The following is a 22,591-nucleotide window of genomic DNA, read 5'->3' as shown; positions in this document are numbered from 1 at the left end:
CCCTGCCCGGTCAGACCGGCTGCGGCTCCAGGTCCCGGTTGATCCGCTTCCAGCCGCGCGCGGCGACCGTGTTGGGGTGCTCCTCGCCGAACTGCCGGATCAGCTCGGAGATCGCCCGGGCCCGCAGTTCGGCCGCCTGGGTGTGCCGCCCGCCCGACCGCAGGGTGATCGCCAGGTTGGCCTCGCAGGCCACCGCGTCCGGGTGCTGGGCGCTGTAGCGGTCGCAGAGCCCCTGGTACGCGGCCCGGCCGAGCCGCTCGGCGCGGTCCAGCTGCCCGTCGTCGCCGTAGGCGTTGGCCAGGTTGATCATCGCGTTGAGGGTGTACGGGTGCTCGGGCCCGACCGAGCGGGTCAGCCCCTCGAAGGTGATCCGGCCGCGCTCGATGGCGCCCGGGACGTCGCCGCTGCCCCGCAGGTAGATGCCGAGGTTGTTGGCGCAGGCCAGGGTGAACGGGTGCTCGTCGCCGAACAGCCGCCGGTGGCCCTCGAAGACGGTGGAGCAGAGGTCGCGGGCGGCCTCCTTGTCGCCGGAGGCGCTGTGGTCGGCGGCCAGGTTGAGCGCGCAGGCGAGCGCGTCGGGGGCGTCGGCGCCGTAGCGCTCCAGGTAGCGCTCGTAGGTCTCCTTGGTGATCCGGCGGGCCTCGGCGAGCTGGCCGATCCGGCGCAGCGAGACGGCCAGCGACTTGGCGTTGCGCAGGTTCTCCGGCAGGTCCGGGTCGAGCACGTCGCCGAGGTCGGAGGTGACCTCCTGGAGCAGGTCCACCGAGCCGCGGTAGTCGCCGAGTTCGCGCAGGTCGCGGGCCAGGTTGGACTTGGTGGACAGGGTGTAGGGGTGCTTGGGGCCGAGGACGGCGGTGCGCCGGTCGAGGGTCTCCTGGTCGAGCTCGCGGGCCGCCTCGCTGTCGCCGACCAGCCGGTAGTCGATCGCCAGGTTGTTCGCCATGGAGAGCGTGCGCGGGTTGTCGTCGCCGAACAACTCGCGGAACTGGTCGAGGATTTCGCGGTCGAGGTCGAGGGCGGCCTGGAACCGGCCGAGCGCCCTGCGGTCGGCGCCGAGCGAGCCGGCCGTCATCAGGGTGTACGGGTGGTGCTCGCCGAGCAGGGCCCGCTGGCGCTCCAGGGTGTCCTCGTCCAGGGCCAGCGCCTCGCCGTAGTTCCCCTGGGAGCGCAGCACGTTGGCGAGCTGGAAGCGCAGCAGCAGGGTCTGCCGGTCGTCCTCGCCGAGCTTGCCGGTCCACTCCACGTCCAGGGCGTGGCCGAGGTCGCGGGCGCGGTCGAGCTCGCCGCGCTTCCACAGGTAGCGGACCCGGTCGATGAGCAGCTGGCGGGTGTCCGCCTCGTCGCAGTTGTGCGCCTTGGACGGCGACAGGTGCGGCCAGATCTCGTCGAAGGCGGGCCAGTTGGCCGGGTCGTCGGTGTCGCCGAGGACGGGCCGGGCACCGGTGAGGATGCGGTGCACCTCGTGGACGGCGACCTCCTGCTCGTCGGCGGTCATCCCGGCCCGGATCACCGCCTGGACGAGCCGGTGCACCTGGAAGCTGTTGCTGCCGGCGTCGACCTTGGCCAGCGCGTACCGGCCGATCGCCTGGATCACCTTGCCCAGCATGAACTTGTCGCTGAGGTCGGCGTCGAACCGCACCAGCGCCCGGATCATCTGGTCGCTGTAGAACAGGTTCATCGAGATCGGCTCGGGCGCGAAGAAGGCGCAGAGCTGGAGCAGCCGGACGGCCGCCGGGGACTGCTGGCGCAGCCGTCCGATCGACACGTTCCAGGTCGCGGCGACCGGGGTCGGGTAGTCGGCCGGGCGGCCGACGGCCAGCGCGCGGGCGGCCTCGGCGTGCAGCTGGGAGACGTAGGTCTCCACCGGGGTGCCGGTGGTGTCCAGCCAGGCGGCGGCCACCTCGACGGCCAGCGGCAGGTCGCCGACCGCCTCGGCGACCCGGTCGGCGTCCGGGCGGGAGAGGCTGCGGGCGCGCCGGCACAGGTGCTCGACGCTCTCCCCGCGGGTGAAGACGTCGACCTCCAGCGCCTCGGCGTGCCCGGTCCAGGCCTGGTTCCGGGAGGTGACCAGGATGTGGCCGGAGCCGCCGGGGAAGAAGCGGCGGATCTCGGCGGGCTCGTCGGCGTTGTCGAAGATCAGCAGCCAGCGCGAGGTGGGCACGCCGCGCCGCAGCGCCTCCCGGGCCGCCTCGGCCGCCTCGGTGACCGAGTCGCCGACCCGCAGGCCGAGCCGGCGGGCGAGTTCGGCGAGCGCCGGGGCGACCAGCTCGATCTGCTCGGCGTCGATCCACCAGACCAGGTCGTAGTCGGACATGAAGCGGTGGGCGTACTCCAGGGCCACCTGGGTCTTGCCGACGCCGCCGAGCCCGTACAGGGTCTGCGGGGTGGGCAGCACGGCCGCCATGCCGCCGCGCAGCTGGTTGCGCAGCTGCTCCAGGACGGCGGCGCGGCCGGTGAAGGAGGGGTTGCGCGGCGGGACGTCCCACACCGAGGGCTTGCTGCCGGGGAAGCGCGGGCCGCCGCTGGGCGCTTCGTCGAGCGGGGAGTCGCCGCGGCCGAGCGCGCGCAGCAGGCTCTGGATCGACTGGGTCTCGTCGCGGCCGACCAGGTCGACCGGGTTGCGGTTGCTGAACGGCGCGGTGAGCCGGACGTCGCCGACCCGGACCGGCAGCAGCTGGCGCCGGGTGCCGGAGGGGTCGGAGCTGACCACCGACTCCCACAGCGCCCGCGCCTGCGGGGAGCGCTGGTAGGCGGGCGAGAGCACGGCGACCGTCCGGTACGCGGAGTCGATGCCGCGCTCGGTCTCCTCGCGCGGGTCGGTGCCGGCGCTGAGGTCGCGCGGCAGCACCCGGAAGCCGGCCCTGGTCAGGACGGACTCGATCCAGTCCGCCCACATCCGGTCCTCGGGGACGTAGGAGAGGTAGAGGTCGGCGGGCACGGACGGGCGGCGGCGGGTGAACGCGTCCACGTAGCGCAGCCGCACCTCCTCGTCCATCGGCGGCAGGCCGGCCGCCCGGCCCTCGGTGATCATGGAGGTGAGCCGCTCGCAGGCGGCCAGCATCGAGGTGGGCGTGCCGGTCTGGTCGCCGAAGGTCGCGAGGATCTCCTCGTAGGCGTAGAACGGCCGGTACGGGATCTCCACCGAGCCCCAGTACTGGGCGAGTTCCTCGCCCTCGAAGCCGGTCGGCAGCCCGTCGAAGCGGACCCGGGCGAGGGCGCGGCCGGCGTCCGCCTTCTCCTTCTCGCCCTCGTCGATGCGCATCGGGACGGGCAGGATGCGGATGCCGCGCTCGCGGTAGCGGTCGTGGATGTGCTGGGCGATCCGGGAGGCGCCGTCGATGGACTGGTCGCTGAGGGTGAAGCAGACCACCAGGTCGTCGGGCATCTGGACGGTGCAGATCTCGGCGATGTCGGACAGGCCGGTGCGGGAGTCGATCAGCACGTAGTCGTAGCGCTTGGCCATGTCGGCCTTGAGGGCGTCGAAGAACTGCCCGCCGTCGAAGCGGTCGTAGAAGATGTCCCAGTCGAGGTGGGTGACGGCCTCGGAGTAGTCGCGGTTGAACTGGCCCGCGGAGAGGAAGTCCAGGCTGCCGCCGGCCGGGAAGTGCGGCCAGATGAGCGAGAGCGCGTGCGGGTGCACCCGGGCGAAGTCCAGGTGCCAGCCCTCGGCGTGCTCGACCGGGCGCAGCGCCTCCTCCCGGTACTCGGCGATCAGGTCCATCATGCCGGTGGTGCCGGCCAGCGAGGCCTGGTCGAGGAACGGGTGGAAGAACTTGGCGAGGCCGGGCGCCTCCAGGTCCCAGTCCACGGTGAGCACCCGGAACCCGTTGGCGGCCAGGATCCAGGCGGTGTTGGCGAGCGCCATGGTGCGGCCGGTGCCGCCCTTGTACGAGTAGAAGGTGATGATCCGGCCGTTGCGGTCCTGCTCCGCCGCCTGCCGCTGGGCGGCCAGGTCGGCGGCGGTGAGCCCGCCGAGGCGCAGGTTCCTGGTGACGTTATCGCTCATCGTGGTCCTCGTCCTCCCAAGGGCGCCATCCCGTCATCGGGTTCATCGCCGTCGTCGCGGTACGGTGCGTGCTCGCGGTGCGGGTCGTTGCCGTTGTTCCGACTCCGGTGCTGGGTGCGGCCGTTGCCGTTGCTTCTGCTGTCGGCGGGATCGTCCCCCTGCTCGTCCCCGAAGGGGTCCGCCGGGGCTCCGTCCGACCCGTACCCTCCTCCTGGGCGCCGGAACGCGTCCCGCAGGCTCGGCCGCGGTGGCGGCGGTTCCTCCGGTTCGGCCCGGGTGCGGCCCTCGAAGGCGTACTTGGCCTTCATCGCCGCCCGGGGCAGCGCGTCGTCGAAGTCCTCCAGCGTGTGCAGCCCGGTCGGGCCGGTCGCGCCGAGGAAGCTCGGCCGGCTCGCGCGCCGGGTGATGCGCAGCGCATCGTCGCTCAAGTCGCCGAGTTCGTCGGAGCGTTCGGCGCACTCGGGGTCGTCGCCGTTGAACGGCTCCAGGATGCTCACCCAGGTGGCGTCCGAGCGGTCGAAGCGCCGGACCAGTTCGCGCCGGCGCGGGTCGCGCAGCGCCCAGCGGTCGAGCAGCAGCAGGCCGGGCGCCTCGGCGTTGCCGTCGATGATCGACTCGACCTCGTCGTCGAACTCGTGCACGGTCGGCTGGAACCCCAACTGCCGGGCGAGACGGGCCGCGTGCTGGGCGATCGGCGAGCCGACCGGCCGGTACGGGTGCCAGTCGGTGCGCCGTTCGCCGTAGTAGTCCGGGCTCCGGTCGGCGGGCAACTCGTTCTGGTGGTAGGAGAGTACGGAGATCCGCAGCTGCTTGGTCGGGGCGGTGACGTTGAAGGCGCTCGGGAGGGTGTTGAACTCCAGCCGCCGCCCGACCGGGATCACCGTCTCCTCGGCGACCTGGACGATCCGGGCCGCCAGCCGGTGCACGGCCAGCTCGTAGGAGGAGCGGAAGTAGCTGAGCTTCATCAGCGCGTAGAGCCCCTCGGTGGCGTACTCGGGTCCGAAGCTCGTGTGGTTGAACTGGAGTTCACTGGCCACGTTCGGCAGCCGGTAGCGGCTCATCGGCGCCCACAGCACCGGCACGATGCCGCTGGTGCGCTCGGAGTCGAGGTTCGCCGGGTAGACCGGCCGACGGGTGAAGGCGTGCCACTCCTGGCCGCACGGAACGCTGTTGAAGTACCTCGGGGAGTACAGGGGTACGAAGACCCGGCACGTCGCCAACTCGTCGGACAGCCGTTCGGCCCACAACTCGCCCTGGTGCATGGACTCGTCCATGAAGCCGACCGCGACCCCGTCCGGGACGGTGGTGAGCTGCAGCACCGCCTCGCAGAGGTCCCGGTACAACTGCCTGACCCAGTGGTTCGGGTCGCTCGCGCCCCGCGCACCGGCCTTGGGGGTGTGCGCGTAGGAGAGGAAGAAGTACGGCCGGGCGTCGTCCTCGTCCCAGCCCCGGTCAGTCACACGCGCCTCCCCCGGGCCCGTCGGCAAACCTGCCTCCCGCAGCCCCCGTGCGGCGGGGCTTCAGTGTAGGAACGACTGACACCCCAATGGAATAGCACAACGTCTCGCACGAATTGACATGACCGAAACGATGCCGCCACCCGTGCACAGGGAGCAGTACCCTCGTTCCGGCCGCCACGCACCACCAGGAGGGCATCCGTGGACCACCTCGACTGGCAGAGGTCCAGCACCAGCAGCGACAAGGATGACTGGATCGAGATCGCCTCCGCGGGCGACCACGTCTACATCCGGCAGTCCAACGACCCCACCCTCGTCGTCACCACCACCCGCATCAAGTTCAACGCCTGGGTCCGCGGCGCCAAGGCCGGCGAGTTCGACCACTTCGTCGCCTGACCCCGCCGGGCCCCGCCTGCCCGACCCCGCCCGACCGGCCCCCCGCCGGTCGGGCGTTCCGCTGTCCGGGCCCGGGGGTCACCCCCCGTAGCGGGCGGCCAGGGTCCGGACCGTTGCGGCGATGCGGGCGCGGAGTTCGGCCGGTTCCAGGACCTCGACGTCGGCGCCCATCCGCAGGAACTCCCCGTGCGCGTGGTCCAGCGACTCGATCGGCACCCGGGCCTCCGTCCAGCCCCCGTCCGCGGCGGCGACCCCGAGGCGCTGGGCGCCCTCCGGAGTGAGCCGGACCAGCGCCTCCCCGGTGTGCAGCCGGGCCCGGAAGTCGGCCAGGTAGTCCGCCCAGTACGCGCCCAGGCCGAAGCCGTCCGGCACCGCGAACCCCTCGTCCAGCGCGCGCAGTTCGACGACCTGGTCGACCCGGTAGGTGCGCATCCCGGTCGGCCCGGCGGCGACCAGGTACCAGCGCCCCGCCTTGAGCACCAGCCCGTACGGCTCCACCCGCCGCTCGATCTCCTCCGGCGCCCGCCAGCGCCGGTACCGCAGCACCACCGCCCGGCGCTCCCACACCGCGGCGGCCACGGCGGCCAGGTGGGGGGTCTCGTCCGCGGCGCCGTACCAGCCGGGCGCGTCGAGCAGGAAGCGCTCCTGGATCCGCCCGGCGTGCTCGCGCAGTTCGGCCGGCAGGGCCGCCCGCAGCTTGAGCTGGGCGGCGGCGAGCGCCTCGCCGAGGCCCAACTGGGCTGCGGCGCCCGGGAGTGCGGCGAGGAAGGCGGCCTGGGCTTCGTCGGCGGTCAGCCCGGTGAGGCGGGTCCGGTAGCCGTCGACCAGCCGGTACCCGCCGGCATGCCCGGCGTCGCCGTACAGCGGGACACCGGCGGCGGCGAGCGCCTGGACGTCCCGGTAGACCGTGCGGACGGAGACCTCCAGCTCCGCCGCCAGCTGCTCGGCGGTCAGCCGGCCCCGGTTCTGGAGCAGCAGGAGCAGGGCGACCAGCCGACTCGCGCGCATGCCGCCCAGTATCCACTGACAGGGGATGTCAGGGGAGCGCTCCTACGCTGCGGCCCATGAACGACTTCACCCGCACCGGGGCGGCCACCGCATGAGCCCCGTCGTCGAACTCCGCCGGTACACCCTGCACCCCGGCGCCCGGGAGACCCTGATCGAGCTGTTCGAGCGCGAGTTCGTGACCGGCCAGCAGGCGGTCGGCATCACCGTCGGCGGCCGCTTCCGCGACCTGGACGACCCGGACCGCTTCGTCTGGCTGCGCGCCTTCCCCGACATGGCCGGCCGGCGGCGCGCCCTGGAGGCCTTCTACGGCGGCCCGGTCTGGCGGGAGCACCGCGACGCGGCCAACGCCACCATGGTCGACAGCGACGACGTCCTGCTGCTGCGCGGCCCCTGCTTCGCCCCGCCCGCGGGCGCCCGCGAGGTCCTCGCCACCGTCTGCCACCCGGCCGACGCCGCCGCCTTCGACGCCTTCGCCACCGAACACCTGCTCCCGGCCCACGCGTTGCACCGCACCGAGCACGCCGAGAACGACTTCCCCCGGCTGCCCGTCCGCACCGGCGAGGACGTCCGTGTCTGGTTCGGCCCCGCCGAGCCGGCCCCCTGGCCGTCCCGGCGACTTCGGCTGGAGCCCGTCACGCCGTAGCCCGCCGGACGCACCCCGCCGTGCCTGCTCCGTCAGGGGCCGACGAGCCCCGCCAGCTCGTCGGCCGACTCCGGTGCCAGGCGGTAGAACCCCTGGAGGCCGACCGCCCGTTCGAGGCGGCCGTCCACCACGTGCTTCAGGTTCCGCGTCCGGTTGCGGCGGTTGCGCCAGGTGAGCCGCTCCAGCAGCTCGCCCGGCACCGGCCGGTCGAAGCGCACCGGCGTCGCGTCCACGTGCACCGCCGAGGCGCCGCAGCCGCCGGCGCCGAGCATCGACCAGGCCTCGTGCCCGGGGAACGCCGGGTCGTCCCAGCTCGCGGCGGCGGCGCCGCAGCAGTCGCCCCGCTCCCGGTCGACCACCCGCATCCGGCTCACCACGAACACCTCGCACCGGTTGACGTGCAGCGCGTACACCTCGTCCCCGGCCCGGGCCCCCGACCAGGCGGGCAGCGAGGTGTGCACCCCGCTGAAGGCGACCGGGGGCCGGGCACCCACGTGGCCCGCCTTGCGCAGGGCGCGGCAGGTCGGCTGGGTCCACAGGACGGTGAAGGCGTCGGGCATGCGGCGATCGTAGGAGCGGGCACGGACAACGGCGGGGTGCGCGTTCCCTGCGCGCGCCGGGCACGTGCCCTACGCGCCCGCTCCTGCTGCCGCCCCTACGCGCCGGCCCCGGAGAGCCAGCCGTCGACGGGGACCCGGCAGGAGTTGAGGATTCCGGCCACCATCCGGTACGTCCCGACCAGCGCCAGCAGCTCCAGCAGCCGCGGCGCGGAGTAGCTGTCCGCCAGCGCCTCCCAGGTGGCCGGGGAGAGCGCGTGACCGTCGTGCAGCTCGTCGACGGCCCGCAGCAGGACGCGGTCGGTCTCGGCCCAGTCGGGGTGGTCCGGCCCCTCCGGGACGCGGGCGATCTCGGGCCCGCTCAGCCCGGCGAGGCCGCCGAGCCGGACGTGGTGCTGCCACTCGTACGTCGAACCGGTGCGGTGTGCGGTGCGCAGAACGGCCAACTCCCTTTCGCGGGGCGGGATCGTGCCCTGGTTGAGCAGGGCGAGCAGCGGCGCCAGGCTGGTCAGCAGGTCGGGGTGGTGCCCGATGGTGGCCAGCACGTTGGGCACCAGGAAGCCCTCCAGCGGCCCGGCTCCCTCAGCCGGGAACAGCTGCCGGACGATGCCCGGCAGGCCCGCGGCCAGCGCGGTGACCTCGGCGGCGACCTCGACCCCGGCCCGCGGGGCCAGCAGCGGGGCGGGCTCGTACGCGTCCAGGAGGCCCAGGAGTTCCATCTCGCCCGGGGTTCCGTCGCCGTTGAGTTCGCGGTGGACGGCGCCGATGTTGAGGACCAGCCGCTCGGGGTCGGCCAGGTCGGCGAGGCCGATCAGGTCCATCTCCCGTGCGGCGCGCAGCACCGGCACGCCCGCCCGGTGGGTGCGCTCACCATGGTCGCGGACCCGCTCCAGGTAGTCGCGGAAGGAGCGGACCTCGGGCTTGCCGACGACCGGCCCGTGCCCGGGCACGATCGTATCGACGTCCAGGCCGAGGATGCGGTCGCAGACGGCGATCCAGTTGCCGATCGGGCCGCTGTGGATCACCGGGTGGCCGCCGATGAACAGGATGTCCCCGGTGAACAGCACACCGGTGTCGGGCAGTTGGACCAGGATGTCGCCCCGGGTGTGGGCGGGGCCGACCTCGATCAGCCGGACGGTGCGCCGCCCGACAGCCACGTCCAGCTCGCCGGTGAAGGTCCGGTTCGGCGGGGTCGGGGTGATGCCGCCGAAGTCGAAGGTCTCCCGCATCCGCTGGACGACCTTCGGCAGCCGGAGGTCACCCGGCGCGGCGACCACCGCGTGCAGGTGGTCGGCGCGCATCTCGGCCGCGGCGGCCTCGGAGGCGATGGTCACGACGTCCGGGAGGAGCTGGTTGCCCCACCAGTGGTCGCCGTCGCTGTGGCTGTTGACCAGCGTGCCGATGGTGACGTGCGGCAGGGCGCGCGCGACGGCGTCGAGCAGCTCGCGGGTCTGCGGGACGGTGAACAGGGTGTCGACGAGCAGGGCCTCGTCGCCGGAGGCGATCAGCCCGGCGTTGCTGAGGCCCCAGGAGCCGTTGGGCTGCAGGTAGGCGTAGGTGTCCGGGGCGATCTCGTGCAGGCCGAGGGTGTACGGGACGGCCATGGGTGGGCCTCCTCACTGATTGGATTGGAGTACCAACATGTACTCCAGTCCATCAATGGATTCAAGTACGCTCCCCTTGTGACCTCTCCTCCCAACCGACACGACCAGCGCCGCACCGCGACCCGGGAACGGCTCCTGACGGCAGCCCTGGAGCTGTTCGCCACCCAGGGGTACGCGGCAACCACCTACGACCACATCGCCGAACGCGCGGACGTGGGACGCCAGACGGCCTTCAACCACTTCCGCCGCAAGGAGGACTTCGTCACCGCCTGGGTCCAGCAGCGGCACGAGGTGCTGAACCGGCGGGACGAGGCCAGCGCATCCACCGGCGACTCCGTCATCGATGCGCTCGCCGACGCCCTGCGCACCCTCGCGGAGCTCAACGAGCGGGAGTACGCGCTGGCCAAGGACCTGCACGACAGCGGAGTCCTCCACGCCGCCTTCGCCCTCGGCGCCACGACGCCGCGGGCGTTCGTCACCGCCACCACCCGGGGAGCCGAACGGGGCGAGATCCGGCCGGACTTCGACCCGGCAGCCGTCGCCGACCTGGTGTTCGACACCTACATCACGACCCTCGGCCGCTGGCTCGCCGCCGGCGCGGACCGCCCGCTCGCCGACGCCCTGCTGGCCAGGCTCGACATCCTCGCCACCGGCTTCACGGCCGGCTACTGACCGCACGGGCGCGGGCCCCGTCCGACGGACGGAGCCCGCGTGCGCCCGCTACCGGTACTGCCTGAACTCGCGGACGAGCGCGAGCAGGTTGATCAGGGTGCTGGCCGGAACATTGCCGAGCGAGACCAGGACCTGCCCGTTCAGGACGGTCTCCCCAGGCTGGGCGGACGGCCAGAGCAGGCCGAACTCGCGCCCCTCGGCGCGGAGTTCCACGATCAGGCCGGCGATCTGCCGGCTGGTGAGGTGCCGGATCGCGGGATCGGCCGGCCGGATGGGATAGAGGGCGTTCACGCGACCAGGTCCAGCTCGAACCAGACCCGCTTCCCGAGCTTCTGCGGCTCGACACCCCAGCGGTGCATGAGCCCCTCGATCAGCTGCAACCCCCGCCCCGACTCGGCGAGCAGACCGAACTTCTGATGCTTCGGCAGCTCCGAGCTGCGGTCGGCGACGGTGACGCGGAGGGTGCTGCCGGAGTAGACGACCGTGACGACCGGCGAGGCCGTCAGCCCGTGCCGCCACGCGTTCACGACCAGCTCCATGAGCGCGAGTTCGGCATCCCCGATGACCGGGTCGGGGTACCCGGCGCGCTCCATCGCGTCGCGCAACACCTCGCGGGACACGGTGAGGGAGGGGGAGTTGAGGTTGGGGTCACACATGGGGAATCTCCCATCAGCTCAAATGAGCTACGCACGGAGAGACCTGACGCCTCATCCGGCGAGCAGTGCAGTGAAACTTTAGGGTCTTCTCGGCAAAGTTGGCAACACGCTCTGCGCATGGATCTACACTGTCCGTAGGTGACGGTCCGCGAGGAAGGCACGCCGATGGCATTCAGGACTGGGATCAGCGAACGTCAGCGCCGGTTCGGCGAGGAGCTTCGCCGTGTACGTGATGCCGCCGGACGCTCGGCGCTGGAGATCGGCCAGGCGATCGGCGTGAAGGGGCCAGCGGTCAGCCACATCGAATCCGGTCGGATGGGCCTCAACCTTGACCGATTGAATGTCTGGCTTGATCTGTGCGAGATCACAGACACCGACTACCGAGCCGGTCTTGCAGCCATGAGCAAGGGTTCCAAGACGGCCTGGTGGAACGACTACAAACCTCACGTGCATCCCACCGCGATCGATCTCGCCGAAGCAGAGGCGAGCGCGACGGCCTTGGACAGCTACCAGACGCTCCTGATTCCCGGCCTGCTCCAGACCAAGGCCTACAGCGAGATCATCCACGACTACGCGGAGAAGAGGGTCGAGTTCCGTCAGCGCCGACAGGAGCTGCTCGCCGTCGAGAACGCCCCACCCTTCCACGCTGTTATCCATGAAGCGGCTCTGCACATGATGTACGGGGGACCGACCATCATGCGCGACCAGCTGAACCACCTCATCGAGGTCAGCAGGCTGCCCCATGTCACGGTCCAGATCCTCTCGTTCGACTGCACCACCTACTCCCGGAGTGAGACCCCGTTCGTCCTGATGCACGGGGCTCACGTACGCCTTGACTCGGTTCTGCTGGAACATCCACATGATTCAGACTTCTTGGGAGATCCTGAGGACGTGGCCGCATTCCGACGTAGGTTCGAGCGACTCAGGGGACTGGCCCTGCCGCCCCTGAACACGGCCACGCCCTCGTCGCCTTCCCATCGCGACTCGTGGGGCTTGATCCAGCACGTTCGGTACAAGATTCAAGGTAGGTAGTCATGAGCCAGCTCAACTGGCAGAAGTCGAGCTTCAGCGGCGACAGGGCAGACTGCGTCGAAATCGCGTCCGCTGGCGACCTCGTCTACATCCGTGAGTCCGACGACCCCACCACCATCGTCGCCACCACGCCCACCAAGCTCGCCGCCTGGCTCCACAGCGCCAAGGCCGGCGAGTTCGACCACCTCGCCGAAGCCTGACTCCCCTCCCCCGTGCCCCGGCGGTGGGCCGGGCACGGGGACCCCGTTCAACCCACTCGCCCCGCCAGTCCCAGCACGCGGTACCAGTGGCTCGTCTCCACGCCCTCCGCATCGAGCCCGGCCAGGTCCCGGAAGCGCTCCCCCGCGATCCACTCGAAGAAGAACTCCTCGACACTGCCCGCGACAGGCTCGACCCTGCACCCGGTGAACCAGATGCAGCCCTCGTCCGGCACCCTCCACACGCTGCCGTCGCGATCCACCAGCAGCGGGCTCGACGCGGCTTCCCCGAAGTAGAAGAACCGCGACGCGTCCTCCAGCACCCCACCACCGGGCAGCCCCGCTCCCTCCAGCCCCTCCGCCCACTGCCGGTCGGCCAACTCGTCGGCCCGGTAGAGCCGGCACGAGTGGTCCAGGTAGAGCCCGTCACTGGCCGCCATCAGCTCCCTGACCCCCTCGGGCGTCCCCGCCGGAACCGAGCTGCCGTCCCCGCCCTGCGGCACCTCACAATCCAGGAGCCCCAACTCCTCCCGGTACACCGCCAATGTGGACCGCAGAAGCCCCATCACCTCGAAGACGCCAGCCATCTCCCCACTCACCCCCAAAACGACAACCCCCTAAAGTCTCGCGCGGGAAGTCGACTGGGCCGACTTCCCGCGCAGAGAGCAAGCTCTCGGCCCGTACGCCAGGCATCCTGGGACACGAGCCGTCGTGGTAGCAGCACACGCACGGCAGAGGCTGTACCGGACTTGCTCCAGCCGTCACACAGCGCCGGAAAGGTAGACATGGAACAGCTCAACTGGCAGAAGTCGAGCTTCAGCGGCACCAACACCAACTGCCTTGAGATCGCCTCCGACGGTGAGCTGGTCTACCTCCGCGAGTCCGACGATCCGACCCGCATCGTCACCACCACCCGCCCCAAGCTCGCCATCTGGCTCCACAGCGCCAAGGCCGGCGAGTTCGACCACCTCGTCGAAGCCTGACTTCCCTCCCCCGTGCCCCCGGCGCCGGGCCGGGGCACGGGGCCTCCGGGTCAGCTCACGCGTCGGGGTGTGCGGACAAGGCGAGCCAGTCAGTCCACGAGATCCCCCGGCCGAGGAAGCGCGGCTGCTCGAACGGCCAGTCGGCGGCGATCCACTGCGGCACCAGCGCGTCCAGGGCCCGCTCGACCTCGCTGCCCACCAGGTCGTCCACCACCCACCAGGCGATCTCGCCGTCGGCGCCGGCCTTCGCGGGCGGGTCGATGTAGACGCAGCCGAGCAGGGCCGTCTCCGCCTCGTCGAGCAGCGCGTAGTTGAACGACTGGTGGGCGGCGATCTCCTTCTCGTGCCGCAACAGGTCGGCCTGGTTGGCCTCGAAGGTCATGGTGGCCGCGGGCCAGCCCCAGGCCGGACCGAAGACGGTCCACAGCCGCTCGCGCGAACCCATCACGGCCGGATAGTCGAGCGGCGCGTCCGCCTCCCGGACCGGCCGCAGGTGGTGGCGCCCGCCGGGCAGCGGCACGTGGACGGGGTGGACGAAGTCATCGGGAAGCCAGCTCATGGCGCCCGACCGTAGCACCGTGCCGGCGCCCGCCCCCCTGGTTTTCTCCCCACCAACCGGACGATCCCGCCGCCCCGGCGCAAGGCTCGTCTCCACACCTTCCGCATCGAGCGCCCGGCCAGGTCCCGGAACCGCTCGAAGACGCCAGCAATCTCCCCACCCACCCCCAAATCAACAACCGCCTAAAGCCTCGCGCGGGAAGTCGACAGGGCCGACTTCCCACGCAGAGAGCAACCTCTCGGCCCGTACGCCAGGCATCCTGGGACACGGGCCGTCGTGGCAGCAGCACGCGCACGGCAGAGGCTGTACCGGACTTGCTCCAGCCGTCACACAGCGCCGGGAAGGTAGCCATGAAACAGCTCAACTGGCAGAAGTCGAGCTTCAGCGGCGAGGAGGCCAACTGCGTCGAAATCGCGTCCGCTGACGACCTCCTCTACATCCGCGAGTCCGACGACCCCACCACCATCGTCACCACCACCCCCACCAAGCTCGCCGCCTGGCTCCACAGCGCCAAGGCCGGCGAGTTCGACCACTTCACGGCCCTGAAAGTGCCCACCGTTGAGATCCCCCAGCACGTCCTGGAGGAGGCCGTTCGTATCCTTGGACGGTGACCAGTGGCGCGCCCACTTCGACGGCTACCAGCACGATGCCTTCCGGTTCGAGGCCCAGCCCGCCTACACCATGCCCAAGGAGGCCGAGAACCTCGCGGCACCGGCGGGTGCACGGCTTCGTCTCCTCCGGGCGGACGATCGGCCGCGTCCGCGTGGTGCGCCGGCCCCTCACGGACTACCAGCGGTACCAGTTCGCCTGGGGCATCCCCGGCAACATCACCGCGGGGGAGGACATCCGGATCCTGGACGCCACCGAGCGGGATCTCGGGATCCCCGACCAGGACTGGTGGCTGTTCGACGGTTCCTCGGCCGTCCACCTGAACTTCCGGCCTGACGGCACCCAGATCAACCGTGAACTGGTCACCGGCGACATGCGCCAGTACCAGGAGTGGAAAGAGCTCGCCCTGGCCCACTCCGCACCGTTTCTCGAATTCCTGAACACGCTCGGGTGACACTCGACCCGGACCAGCCCGACCGACGGCCGTCTACCACCGCTTCCATCTCCGCCAACTGATCTACTCCCTGTAGCAGTTGAGACCTAGCCCAGCCGGAGGATTCCCAGTGAGCATCTCAGGCGAAGACTTCGAGAACCTCTTCTCGACGTTCCAGCGGGAGGCGTTCCGACTGGAAACGCTTGACGACTACAGCGGGTCATCGAACGCGGCGAGCCTCCGCGCGTTCCTCGATGGTGAACCGCAGCCGGCCGACTACAACCAGGAGTGGGTGGATGAGGTCCGGGCGAACACCGCCGGCGGGAAGCGCATGTACCGGGTCCACATCCTCTCCCGGCCGCTGACCCCCTACCTCCGGTTCGAACTCGGCTGGGGATACGCCAAGAACGCCACCGCCGGGGAGGAGTTCTTCATCCTCGACACCACCGACCAGCCGAATCCGCTCGATGGTGTTCCCGACTTCTGGGTGTTCGACGAATCCACCGTCATCACCATGCGCTACGGCGACGGCGGCACGTTCGTCGACGCCGACAGGGAGTCGACCACCGAGAAGTGGCTGGGGTACCGCGACCTCGCCCTGAACCGTGCGGTGCCCTTCGCCGAGTGGTGGGCCCGGCACGGAAGCGAGTGAGAGGAACGGATCCCGAATGAGCGTTCAAGCCTTGCGGCTACCATCGCGCAGGAAGTCGGCCTGGCCGACTTCTCACGCACGCGATGGGGCTGGGTCCGCGTCGCCGCTTCGGCTGAACCGAAGCGGCGACGGAGGACTGATGCCGAACCTTCGACCTCAGACGGACTTGGCATCAGACAAGAAGTCGTCCGCAACGGCGTCCATCAGCAGTTCGTCGCAGGGACGGCCCAGCCAGTAACCCGACTGCCGCAGTCGGCCGGCGGACTGGAACCCGGCCTTCTGGTAGGAAGCGACACCCGCCGCGTTCGGCTCCAGGACCTTGAGCCACACCATGCGCAGGGCCGTGTACTCGAAGGCCCAGCGGAGCGTCAGCTCAGTGGCCTCAGCGGCGAAGCCCTTCCCGCGTGCCTCGGGGGCCAGGAGGATGACGTACTCGGCGGTCCGCACGACCGGATCGATCTGGAGGGTCGTGATGCCCACCGGGGTGTGGCCGTCGGCGGTGACCACCTCGAACTGGGGGTAGTCGCGGTTGCGGCCCTGGGCCTCCCAGCCACCGGCGCGGACCTCCCAGGACTGGGCGACCTGCGTGCCGAAACCGAGGATCGTGCCGGGGTCATTCTCCCAGCGGTGGTAGTCGGTCAGGTGGTCACGGTTGGTCATCGCCAGGCTGACGCGCTTACCGGGCAGCAGGATGTTCGGAGTGGGCATCGGGGCCTCGTTCCAGGTCGGTTGGTGCGTTGATCGGCGTGTAGTCGCCAGTGTGCTCGGGTTCTTCGACCGGCAGGCCGTGAACGTCACAGATCCAGGCGTGCAGCCGTATCGGGTCGGTGGCCACCCCGTGCCGCCAGGCACCCCCACGGCCGCCGAGCGCGAGCAGGAGCGAGGCCGCGGTGGACTCCTCCAGGCATGCGACGCGGGCCGGGAACGGACGAGCGGCCCAGCGGACCGAGCGTATCGCCAGGCGGGCGTGAGCCGTTGTCGGCAACGGGAGGTTCCCGCCGAGTTCGGCGAGGTGGCGCAGGCGGCCAAACCTCGATCCCCGGCGGCCGGCGGTGCGCACGGCAAGGGTCGTCGCCAGCACGACAACAGCAGCCAGGCGCCAGGCCAACGGCGGTGGGACGAGCGCCTCCAGGCGGGCGGGGGACTCGCTCGTGCCCCAGGACACCTCCGAGTCCCTGACCGTCACCGGAACCGGAGCCGAGCTCTGCTCCAGCGCAGCGAGCCAGCGAGCGAGTGCCCCACCCGTGAGGACGATCGTCTCGCCGGTCCGGTAGTTGACGACGACGCCCGCCCGGCCGGTCAGGGCGGTGCGCGTGTGCGAAGTCGGCACGGGCGTGGTCACGCTGTCTCCTCCCACTGAACCGCCTGTCCGGCAGCCGTCGAGGACCGGAGCCACAGCTCCGTGCCGATGACGGGTTCGATCAGCCCCCACGGGATGTCAACGCCGAGCACGGCGTTGCCCAGCAGCGAGCGCAGGGCCGCCGGGTGGACGAGGCCAAGGTCCGCGAGGTAGCCGCCCGTGAGATCCAGGACGCCAGCCTTGTTCGCGCGCAACCCGTGGTGGTGGTCGGCCGCGAACACCCCCTTGGCCCCCCGCTGGAGGACAGCGGGAGGCAGGAGACGAGCCGCAACATCGGTCAGCAGGGGCTTGTACCGGTGCGCGGACCATCGCTCGGGCGCAGGTGTGGCGAGGACGGATTCCACAATGCGGGTGTCTGTGAAGGGGCTGTGCATCTCGATGCCGTGCGCGGCAGCGAGCTGGTTCTCCGTCGCGGCGCTGCGGCCGACGTAGCGGGCCTCCTCCAGGAGGTGGCGGTCCGCGTACCCGAGGCCATTCACCTCCGAGTACGGAGCGGTAACGGCGTCGGCCAGATCGAGCGAGTAGCGGGTGAGCCACGGCCTTGGCGCCGATGCCCCACCGAGCTTGCCCGGGGCATTGCAAGCGGCGGCCATCGCCGTCCAGGGGCTTGACCGGTAGAGGCGCGCCCATGCCTGTGCGTCGCCGGCCAGGCGCAGGAAGCGGCCCGATCGTGCCAGATCGGCCATGTGCACGGGCGGTGGCATGAACAATGAGTCGCCACCGTCCCCCGTCAGATGGACGTCAATGCCCTCCGAATCCAACATGTCGAGCTGTGCGCCCAGTTGGGCATGAACCATGGCGGACGGCGCTGGTTCGTCCGTCAGCGGGAGGGAGCCGAGGCCGGTGAACGGCAGGTGCTCCGGGCCCAGGGCCATGAAGCGGTGGCGGATCACGGGAAACACGCGGGCGACGGCACGGGCGTGGTCGATGTCTCCACCGCTCTCCCTGCCCTTGGGGTGGTAGGTCAGACCGGTGACCGGACCGCATTGGGCGGCGAGGGCCGCCAGAGTGCTGGAGTCCAGGCCACCCGACAGATCGGAGGAGGCCGCACGGCCGGAAACCCGGATGCGGACGCCGCCCGCCAGGTCGGCACGCAGTCGTCGCACGGCATCGGCCCAGGCGAGTTCGGGCACCCGCCAGAACGGGGTGAAGCCGGAGGCGCCGGAGGCGGTGGCCGACCAGCGGTGTCCCGGCGGTACCTGCTCCACTCCCGTCCACGCCGACCGGCCGGGAACCCAACCGGTCGGGTTGGCCAGGTGCGCGGCCAGCCAGGCAGTATCGGGCTCGGCGTCGAGCAGGGAGGCCAGCGCGAGCGAACTCGACGCCCACACCTGGGCCCCGTCCCTCCGGGCGGTGTAGACAGGGGCAGCGCCCGCCGGGTCGGCCCACACCGTGCACACGCCGTACCCGTCATCGAAAACCAGGGTGTACGCGCCAGCCCAGGCCGTAGCCGCCATGTCCAGAGCACGTAGGTCCGCAGACCAGACAAGGCGGATCAGCTCAGCGTCCGTCGCCCCGCACGGGCCGAACACAGCCAGGCGCCGCCCACCCGTTTCCTTCGCCGAGCGCACAGGAGCACCTGCCGACCAGGCCAACGGCCCACGCCAGACAACCCGTGCACCGACCGGCACCCGGGACGGAGCAGAACGGGAAATCGACCCGCCGAACAAGCTCATGTGATCGCCTCCGTGCAGTGAGCGCGAGAGTGGTGCGGCGGCACCCCCCGGGGGTCGTGAGGTGCCGCCGCAGTACTGTCAGGCGTTGTAGGGCGAGCGCTTGCCCTCAACACTCTGGTTGTTGCTGCCCTTCGTCAGGACCGCCGCGTCTCCCAGGACGACGGCCTCCTCCTCCGGCTCGGGGTCGAGCTGGGCGAAGTCCTCCATGGTGTTCACCTCCCTTCGTTGCCGTAGGGCGTGGCGGGTCCACTCCCCGTCACGGTGGTGCGACCCCCCGACCCTGGTGTCGTCGTCGGGGCCGGGGGGAGTCTTGAGGTGAGCCAATGCTCAGGCCGGCGGCTCGTGGTCCGGTGCCGCCAGCGAGATGTGCGCCAGGCCGTGGTGGTCGGCGTCCAGTTGGTTCACCGCGGCGGTTCCGAGGAGGAACACCGTGACCACGTGACCGAGCGCCCAGACCCCCGTCAGCACCGCGCCAACGGGATCACGACGCTCGCCATGGTGTTGGCCGCGAGCCCCAGTTCCGTCCGAGGTCATGGCGTCGCCGTCCTCAGCGCGAACCAGACCCACCTGCCGAACGGGGCCCAGTCCACTCCCCAACGGGACGAGAGGGATTCCACCAGGCCGAGGCCATACCCGGACTCCGCCTGACCCTCCGGCTCCGTGCGGCACGGCAGTGCGCGGGACGAGTCCCGGACCCCCACCCACACCGACGCCTCCTGTCGGTCCACCGAGACGGAGATCCGCGAACACCCCGTGTGCTTGGCCGCGTTGGCAACCAGTTCGGTCACCAGCAGCTCAGCCACGTCCGCAAGGTACTCAAGGGACCATGCCGTCAGAGCGGTAGTCACCAACTTGCGTGCGGTCCCCGCAGATTCGGGATGGCAGCGCAGATGGAGCAGGCACCCGAGGTCACCAGACCGTACTACCGGGATCTCGATGTGCTCGGTACCTGATGGGTCGGCGGTTTTGATCAGACTCATCGGTAGAACCGCTCCCCTCCATCAGTCGGGCTCCCGGCGTCCTCCCGGAAGCGATCCCAGAATCCCGTGGCAGGTGGTGTCGAAATAAGGCCAGCGCGTGTACCCACGATGGGTAAACTCGCGGTCAGTTATCTCACGTGACACTGAGCAATGATCTTCCTTGCGCTGAGGGGCAGCTGGCCATGAGCGAGTCCACTCCGTCACCAGGGCTTCCGCGTCGGCTGCTCACGGACCCCGAGATGGTGGCGGCATGCGCGGAGAGAGACTTCGCGTTGATCTTCCAGCTCGCCAAGCGCAAAGGCGGTTTCCACCCTTCACGCGTCGCCCGAGCGTGCGAGCTGACACCCAGCAGGGTGGGCGAGGTGATGAAGGGCCGACCGAAGATCACCAACATGACCGTCATCGAACGCATCGCAGACGGCCTACGGATTCCGGGACGGATGCTCGGCCTGGCGGACCGCAGTTGGGAACCGTCACCGATCCCACGCCGGGACCCAACACCGGTGGTCGAGCCTGCCCGTACCCCGTTGCCGGTCGTGGATTCGCGTTCAGGCAGCGATCTCGACAACATCCTCGCCATCGCGGCGGGCACGCGGGTCACGCCCAACGTCCTGCGGTCCCTCCAAGCGTCCATCGAGGACTACTGGCGGCGCGATGACCAGCACGGCGGCGAAGCGCTCCGGCCAGCGGTAATCGGTCAGCTCAGATACGTCACGGGCATAATGCGCGACACCGCCGATCCCAACTACCGGCGCAGCCTGCACGGCATCGCTGCCGAGCTCGCACGCCTCACAGGGTGGACGTACTTCGACGCACGGCAGTACAACACCGCGCAGGGCTACTTCACTGAGTCGCTTCGGCTCGCACGAGAGATCGACGACCGCCCCTTCATCGCCAACGTGTTGGCCTGTCTCAGCCTCCAGTCGACCTACCAGGACAGGGCACAGGACGCGATCACGCTCGCCCTAGCCGCGCAGGACAGCGCGCGCCTTGTCGGCGGTACGCCGAGGCTACTGGCCATGCTGTCGATGCGCGAAGCCTTCGGCCACGCAAGCGCACACGACCAGGCGTCGACCCACCGCGCGATCACCGAGGCGCAACAGCACTTCGAGCGCATCCGCGAGGGGGACGACGACCCCGCATGGGTCGAGTACTTCGACCGCACCAAGCTCACTGTGGACACCGGCATCGCCCTCGGCCAGCTGGGAGACGCAACCGCCGCCGAACCCCTCATCGCCGAAGCCTTACGGGCCGAACCGACGACGAACCTCCGGGGCCGCGCGTTCCACAGCTTTTGGCTCGCACGCACCCAGCTCCAGCAGCGGCAGGTCGAGTTGGCGTGCGCGACCGCCACGGAAGCCGCCGATCTCGCGGCAGTGATCGAGTCCCCTCGAGTGGTCGCCCACCTCCAGGAGTTCCGGCACCTACTCAAGCCCTATCGGGCCAATGCCTCAGTAGCGACGTTGGCCGACCGGATCACCAGTGCGGCCGGCTGATCAAAGGCCAGCCTCGTCCAGCAGCAGGTGGAGCACGCCCACGAGCGTGCCACTGCTGACGATCTCGCGACGGTTGATCATGCCGCGCAGATCGGACAGGGGAATCCACTCGATCCGGTCGGACTCGTTGCGCTCGGTCGGCGGTCCCACGTACTCCGCGGCGTCGGCCCGGAAGACGAAGTGCTCCGAGTCGGTGATCCCGTTCGCCGGCTGCGCGTAGATCAGCGGCTTCACGTCCGAGACCTTCCAGCCGGTCTCCTCCAGTGCTTCACGGGCCGCAGCCTCCGCCGGAGTCTCATCCGGCTCGACCAGGCCCATCGGGAGTTCCCAGGCCCAGGTGTCGGTGATGAAGCGGTGCCGCCACATCATGAGGACCTGCTTCTCGCTGTTCACGATGGCGGCCACGGCCAAGTGCCGCAGCTTGACCACGTGGTACTCCCAGCGGCGCCCGTCAGGCTGCTCGACGTCGGCCAACCACAGGTTCACCCAAGGGTTCTCGTAGATCGGACGTTCCCCGTGGATCTTCCACTGCATCGCTGCGACCCCTCTCGACGGACCATCAGCATGTCAGACGCCGCAGGCTGGGCAAGCGCTTCCAACCCATTTGCGTCACACTGACGAATAGGGGCACCTTGCTCGCAGCCGTGGGGCCCAGGAGCCGCCAAACCGATCGGGAGGACAGCGTGCGTAGGAAGTCGGCGGGGCCGACTTCTCACGCACACGCGGGGGCGGGGTGGGGCGGAGGGGTGGGTGTGGGGGCGGGGGGTGGGAAACGGCGGGGTCTCTTGTCAGCGGTGGGAACAAGGAGCGGGTTTCAGAGGCGCCCGCGCCGCAGGACGGCCTCGGCCAGGTCGACGGCCTCCCGCACCGGCACCAGCCAGCAGTCGGCGGCGCCGATGCGGGCCGTGGTGACGCCGCGGGCGGCGCGCAGGACCTCGGCGCCGAGGCGGCCGAAGTGGAGGTCGTCCAGGTCGGGGGCCCGGAAGGTGGTCCAGCCGTCCACGCCGACGCAGCGGTACTCGCGCACGGTCACGTCGGGCATGCGCAGGTCGGCGAGGTGGAAGGCGGTGAAGCGGTCCATCGGGACGCCGAGCATCAGCACCCGGGCGTCCAGGTCGTAGAGCCGTCCGAGCGGCGACTCCGGGCCGAGGTGGGAGGTGAGCGGGTGGTGGGCGGTGACCTCGTGGGCGAGCCGGCCCACGGCGGCCCAGGAGGTCTGCGGGTGCCGGCTGCGCAGGGCGCCCGGCCAGGAGCGGACGGCTTCCGACAGCGCCCCCATGGAGGGCGAGGCCGGGGTGGTGGCCGGGTCGAAGCGGGGCATCCGGGCCTGGTAGTCGGCCACCTCCGCCGGGGAGAGACCGGCGGTGGCGGACTGGTGGATGCGGGAGGTGGCGGAGTTCTCGGGCGTGGCGGTGTAGGCGACGAGGGTGCCGTCGGGGCCCAGGGCGTCGAGCAGGGCCTCGACCACCCCGGCCGCCCCGCCGGGCACCGGTCCGAGGGAGCGCAGCGATGCCTGGACGTGCAGCACCGTGCCGGGACGGACCCCGAGGTCGGCGAGGTCGCGGACGAGGGGGTGGACGGGGGAGGCGACGGCGACGCCGCCGCCGGCGCGGGG

The 22,591-nt window shown here is 70.7% G+C and carries 27 protein-coding genes; 10 read left to right on the top strand and 17 right to left on the bottom strand.

What is annotated here, in order from left to right; all coding sequences use genetic code 11:
• Positions 1-10: 10 nt before the first annotated feature.
• Positions 11-4,006, bottom strand: coding sequence for an FxSxx-COOH system tetratricopeptide repeat protein (gene fxsT, locus ACWDD9_RS26180; protein ID WP_375876388.1), 3,996 nt, complete (start codon positions 4,004-4,006; stop codon positions 11-13).
• Complete coding sequence (locus tag ACWDD9_RS26175; RefSeq protein ID WP_380777598.1) at positions 4,003-5,466, bottom strand: TIR-like protein FxsC; 1,464 nt, start codon at positions 5,464-5,466, stop codon at positions 4,003-4,005. The genes fxsT and ACWDD9_RS26175 overlap by 4 nt, the downstream gene beginning before the upstream one ends.
• Before the next feature lie 198 nt (positions 5,467-5,664).
• On the opposite strand from ACWDD9_RS26175, the gene ACWDD9_RS26170 reads away from it, so the two are divergent.
• A complete protein-coding gene (locus ACWDD9_RS26170; RefSeq protein ID WP_074005498.1) occupies positions 5,665-5,859 on the top strand; it encodes a DUF397 domain-containing protein in 195 nt (64 codons plus the stop codon).
• A gap of 78 nt (positions 5,860-5,937) precedes the next feature.
• On the opposite strand, the gene ACWDD9_RS26165 is transcribed toward ACWDD9_RS26170, so the two are convergent.
• Complete coding sequence (locus ACWDD9_RS26165) at positions 5,938-6,867, bottom strand: helix-turn-helix transcriptional regulator (protein ID WP_449812812.1); 930 nt, start codon at positions 6,865-6,867, stop codon at positions 5,938-5,940.
• A gap of 91 nt (positions 6,868-6,958) precedes the next feature.
• On the opposite strand from ACWDD9_RS26165, the gene ACWDD9_RS26160 reads away from it, so the two are divergent.
• Positions 6,959-7,510, top strand: a complete 552-nt coding sequence (locus tag ACWDD9_RS26160; protein WP_449812811.1) for an NIPSNAP family protein — start codon at positions 6,959-6,961, stop codon at positions 7,508-7,510.
• Positions 7,511-7,542: 32 nt separating this feature from the next.
• On the opposite strand, the gene ACWDD9_RS26155 is transcribed toward ACWDD9_RS26160, so the two are convergent.
• Together ACWDD9_RS26155 and ACWDD9_RS26150 are read right to left on the bottom strand one after the other, a co-directional pair.
• Positions 7,543-8,070, bottom strand: a complete 528-nt coding sequence (locus ACWDD9_RS26155) for a hypothetical protein (protein ID WP_380782604.1) — start codon at positions 8,068-8,070, stop codon at positions 7,543-7,545.
• Positions 8,071-8,165: 95 nt separating this feature from the next.
• Positions 8,166-9,671, bottom strand: a complete 1,506-nt coding sequence (locus ACWDD9_RS26150) for an MBL fold metallo-hydrolase (RefSeq protein WP_449812810.1) — start codon at positions 9,669-9,671, stop codon at positions 8,166-8,168.
• A gap of 78 nt (positions 9,672-9,749) precedes the next feature.
• Between ACWDD9_RS26150 and ACWDD9_RS26145 the strand changes: the two genes are divergently transcribed.
• Positions 9,750-10,343, top strand: a complete 594-nt coding sequence (locus ACWDD9_RS26145) for a TetR/AcrR family transcriptional regulator (RefSeq protein ID WP_449812809.1) — start codon at positions 9,750-9,752, stop codon at positions 10,341-10,343.
• A 48-nt stretch (positions 10,344-10,391) separates the two neighbouring features.
• Here ACWDD9_RS26145 and ACWDD9_RS26140 read toward each other — a convergent pair whose 3' ends face one another.
• Both ACWDD9_RS26140 and ACWDD9_RS26135 read right to left on the bottom strand, forming a co-directional pair.
• Positions 10,392-10,634, bottom strand: a complete 243-nt coding sequence (locus ACWDD9_RS26140; protein ID WP_375876465.1) for a hypothetical protein — start codon at positions 10,632-10,634, stop codon at positions 10,392-10,394.
• Positions 10,631-10,999 carry an ATP-binding protein gene (locus ACWDD9_RS26135; RefSeq protein ID WP_074005487.1) on the bottom strand — a complete coding sequence of 123 codons (369 nt, stop codon included), beginning with the start codon at positions 10,997-10,999 and terminating at the stop codon, positions 10,631-10,633. Before ACWDD9_RS26135 ends, ACWDD9_RS26140 begins: the two co-directional genes overlap by 4 nt.
• 138 nt (positions 11,000-11,137) lie before the next feature.
• On the opposite strand from ACWDD9_RS26135, the gene ACWDD9_RS26130 reads away from it, so the two are divergent.
• Positions 11,138-12,031, top strand: a complete 894-nt coding sequence (locus tag ACWDD9_RS26130; protein ID WP_143204701.1) for a helix-turn-helix domain-containing protein — start codon at positions 11,138-11,140, stop codon at positions 12,029-12,031.
• Positions 12,032-12,033: 2 nt separating this feature from the next.
• A complete protein-coding gene (locus tag ACWDD9_RS26125; protein WP_388049182.1) occupies positions 12,034-12,231 on the top strand; it encodes a DUF397 domain-containing protein in 198 nt (65 codons plus the stop codon).
• A 47-nt stretch (positions 12,232-12,278) separates the two neighbouring features.
• On the opposite strand, the gene ACWDD9_RS26120 is transcribed toward ACWDD9_RS26125, so the two are convergent.
• Positions 12,279-12,815 carry a hypothetical protein gene (locus ACWDD9_RS26120; RefSeq protein ID WP_380781860.1) on the bottom strand — a complete coding sequence of 179 codons (537 nt, stop codon included), beginning with the start codon at positions 12,813-12,815 and terminating at the stop codon, positions 12,279-12,281.
• 198 nt (positions 12,816-13,013) lie between these two features.
• Between ACWDD9_RS26120 and ACWDD9_RS26115 the strand changes: the two genes are divergently transcribed.
• Positions 13,014-13,211, top strand: a complete 198-nt coding sequence (locus tag ACWDD9_RS26115; RefSeq protein ID WP_449812808.1) for a DUF397 domain-containing protein — start codon at positions 13,014-13,016, stop codon at positions 13,209-13,211.
• A gap of 55 nt (positions 13,212-13,266) precedes the next feature.
• On the opposite strand, the gene ACWDD9_RS26110 is transcribed toward ACWDD9_RS26115, so the two are convergent.
• Positions 13,267-13,770 carry a GNAT family N-acetyltransferase gene (locus ACWDD9_RS26110; protein ID WP_049649944.1) on the bottom strand — a complete coding sequence of 168 codons (504 nt, stop codon included), beginning with the start codon at positions 13,768-13,770 and terminating at the stop codon, positions 13,267-13,269.
• 350 nt (positions 13,771-14,120) lie between these two features.
• Here ACWDD9_RS26110 and ACWDD9_RS26105 point away from each other — a divergent pair, with 350 nt between their 5' ends.
• The 3 genes from ACWDD9_RS26105 to ACWDD9_RS26095 all read left to right on the top strand — a co-directional run bounded on the left by ACWDD9_RS26105 (position 14,121) and on the right by ACWDD9_RS26095 (position 15,464).
• Complete coding sequence (locus ACWDD9_RS26105) at positions 14,121-14,381, top strand: DUF397 domain-containing protein (RefSeq protein ID WP_449812807.1); 261 nt, start codon at positions 14,121-14,123, stop codon at positions 14,379-14,381.
• A 35-nt stretch (positions 14,382-14,416) separates the two neighbouring features.
• Positions 14,417-14,833 carry a DUF6879 family protein gene (locus tag ACWDD9_RS26100; protein WP_388049286.1) on the top strand — a complete coding sequence of 139 codons (417 nt, stop codon included), beginning with the start codon at positions 14,417-14,419 and terminating at the stop codon, positions 14,831-14,833.
• 109 nt (positions 14,834-14,942) lie between these two features.
• Complete coding sequence (locus tag ACWDD9_RS26095) at positions 14,943-15,464, top strand: DUF6879 family protein (protein WP_449812806.1); 522 nt, start codon at positions 14,943-14,945, stop codon at positions 15,462-15,464.
• A 156-nt stretch (positions 15,465-15,620) separates the two neighbouring features.
• Here ACWDD9_RS26095 and ACWDD9_RS26090 read toward each other — a convergent pair whose 3' ends face one another.
• The 6 genes from ACWDD9_RS26090 to ACWDD9_RS26065 form a co-directional block, all read right to left on the bottom strand.
• Entirely contained in the window at positions 15,621-16,172 is a 552-nt protein-coding gene (locus ACWDD9_RS26090) for a GNAT family N-acetyltransferase (RefSeq protein ID WP_380781938.1), read from the bottom strand.
• A complete protein-coding gene (locus ACWDD9_RS26085) occupies positions 16,141-16,806 on the bottom strand; it encodes a lasso peptide biosynthesis B2 protein (protein ID WP_449812805.1) in 666 nt (221 codons plus the stop codon). The genes ACWDD9_RS26090 and ACWDD9_RS26085 overlap by 32 nt, the downstream gene beginning before the upstream one ends.
• Positions 16,803-18,500 carry an albusnodin/ikarugamycin family macrolactam cyclase gene (locus tag ACWDD9_RS26080; RefSeq protein ID WP_449812804.1) on the bottom strand — a complete coding sequence of 566 codons (1,698 nt, stop codon included), beginning with the start codon at positions 18,498-18,500 and terminating at the stop codon, positions 16,803-16,805. The genes ACWDD9_RS26085 and ACWDD9_RS26080 overlap by 4 nt, the downstream gene beginning before the upstream one ends.
• A gap of 78 nt (positions 18,501-18,578) precedes the next feature.
• Positions 18,579-18,707, bottom strand: coding sequence for an albusnodin family lasso peptide (locus ACWDD9_RS26075; protein WP_380781940.1), 129 nt, complete (start codon positions 18,705-18,707; stop codon positions 18,579-18,581).
• Positions 18,708-18,827: 120 nt separating this feature from the next.
• Complete coding sequence (locus ACWDD9_RS26070; protein ID WP_158077778.1) at positions 18,828-18,968, bottom strand: hypothetical protein; 141 nt, start codon at positions 18,966-18,968, stop codon at positions 18,828-18,830.
• Between the two features lie 62 nt (positions 18,969-19,030).
• Positions 19,031-19,480 carry an ATP-binding protein gene (locus ACWDD9_RS26065; protein WP_449812803.1) on the bottom strand — a complete coding sequence of 150 codons (450 nt, stop codon included), beginning with the start codon at positions 19,478-19,480 and terminating at the stop codon, positions 19,031-19,033.
• A 182-nt stretch (positions 19,481-19,662) separates the two neighbouring features.
• On the opposite strand from ACWDD9_RS26065, the gene ACWDD9_RS26060 reads away from it, so the two are divergent.
• Entirely contained in the window at positions 19,663-20,976 is a 1,314-nt protein-coding gene (locus tag ACWDD9_RS26060) for a hypothetical protein (protein ID WP_449812802.1), read from the top strand.
• Here the strand turns inward: ACWDD9_RS26060 and ACWDD9_RS26055 are convergent, their stop codons facing one another.
• The gene (locus ACWDD9_RS26055) at positions 20,977-21,510 is read right to left on the bottom strand and encodes an NUDIX domain-containing protein (protein ID WP_074005475.1); all 534 of its coding nucleotides are present in this window, start codon (positions 21,508-21,510) and stop codon (positions 20,977-20,979) included. It abuts the gene before it with no gap.
• 280 nt (positions 21,511-21,790) lie between these two features.
• Positions 21,791-22,504, bottom strand: coding sequence for an aminoglycoside N(3)-acetyltransferase (locus ACWDD9_RS26050; protein WP_449812801.1), 714 nt, complete (start codon positions 22,502-22,504; stop codon positions 21,791-21,793).
• Positions 22,505-22,591 lie beyond the last annotated feature (87 nt).

The organism is Kitasatospora sp. NPDC001119 (assembly GCF_053598475.1).
Note: the sequence above shows the minus strand (reverse complement) of the source record. Positions and strands in the feature narration are given on the sequence as shown.

Coding starts and splice junctions, on each gene's coding strand:
- ACWDD9_RS26165 (WP_449812812.1), bottom strand. CDS start 6,867: ATGCGCGCGAGTCGGCTGGTCGCCCTGCTCCTGCTGCTCCAGAACCGG.
- ACWDD9_RS26060 (WP_449812802.1), top strand. CDS start 19,663: ATGAGCGAGTCCACTCCGTCACCAGGGCTTCCGCGTCGGCTGCTCACG.
- ACWDD9_RS26115 (WP_449812808.1), top strand. CDS start 13,014: ATGGAACAGCTCAACTGGCAGAAGTCGAGCTTCAGCGGCACCAACACC.
- ACWDD9_RS26100 (WP_388049286.1), top strand. CDS start 14,417: ATGCCTTCCGGTTCGAGGCCCAGCCCGCCTACACCATGCCCAAGGAGG.
- ACWDD9_RS26105 (WP_449812807.1), top strand. CDS start 14,121: ATGAAACAGCTCAACTGGCAGAAGTCGAGCTTCAGCGGCGAGGAGGCC.
- ACWDD9_RS26080 (WP_449812804.1), bottom strand. CDS start 18,500: ATGAGCTTGTTCGGCGGGTCGATTTCCCGTTCTGCTCCGTCCCGGGTG.
- ACWDD9_RS26120 (WP_380781860.1), bottom strand. CDS start 12,815: ATGGCTGGCGTCTTCGAGGTGATGGGGCTTCTGCGGTCCACATTGGCG.
- ACWDD9_RS26125 (WP_388049182.1), top strand. CDS start 12,034: ATGAGCCAGCTCAACTGGCAGAAGTCGAGCTTCAGCGGCGACAGGGCA.
- ACWDD9_RS26065 (WP_449812803.1), bottom strand. CDS start 19,480: ATGAGTCTGATCAAAACCGCCGACCCATCAGGTACCGAGCACATCGAG.
- ACWDD9_RS26055 (WP_074005475.1), bottom strand. CDS start 21,510: ATGCAGTGGAAGATCCACGGGGAACGTCCGATCTACGAGAACCCTTGG.
- ACWDD9_RS26135 (WP_074005487.1), bottom strand. CDS start 10,999: ATGTGTGACCCCAACCTCAACTCCCCCTCCCTCACCGTGTCCCGCGAG.
- ACWDD9_RS26150 (WP_449812810.1), bottom strand. CDS start 9,671: ATGGCCGTCCCGTACACCCTCGGCCTGCACGAGATCGCCCCGGACACC.
- ACWDD9_RS26160 (WP_449812811.1), top strand. CDS start 6,959: ATGAGCCCCGTCGTCGAACTCCGCCGGTACACCCTGCACCCCGGCGCC.
- ACWDD9_RS26090 (WP_380781938.1), bottom strand. CDS start 16,172: ATGCCCACTCCGAACATCCTGCTGCCCGGTAAGCGCGTCAGCCTGGCG.
- ACWDD9_RS26075 (WP_380781940.1), bottom strand. CDS start 18,707: ATGGAGGACTTCGCCCAGCTCGACCCCGAGCCGGAGGAGGAGGCCGTC.
- ACWDD9_RS26110 (WP_049649944.1), bottom strand. CDS start 13,770: ATGAGCTGGCTTCCCGATGACTTCGTCCACCCCGTCCACGTGCCGCTG.
- fxsT (WP_375876388.1), bottom strand. CDS start 4,006: ATGAGCGATAACGTCACCAGGAACCTGCGCCTCGGCGGGCTCACCGCC.
- ACWDD9_RS26155 (WP_380782604.1), bottom strand. CDS start 8,070: ATGCCCGACGCCTTCACCGTCCTGTGGACCCAGCCGACCTGCCGCGCC.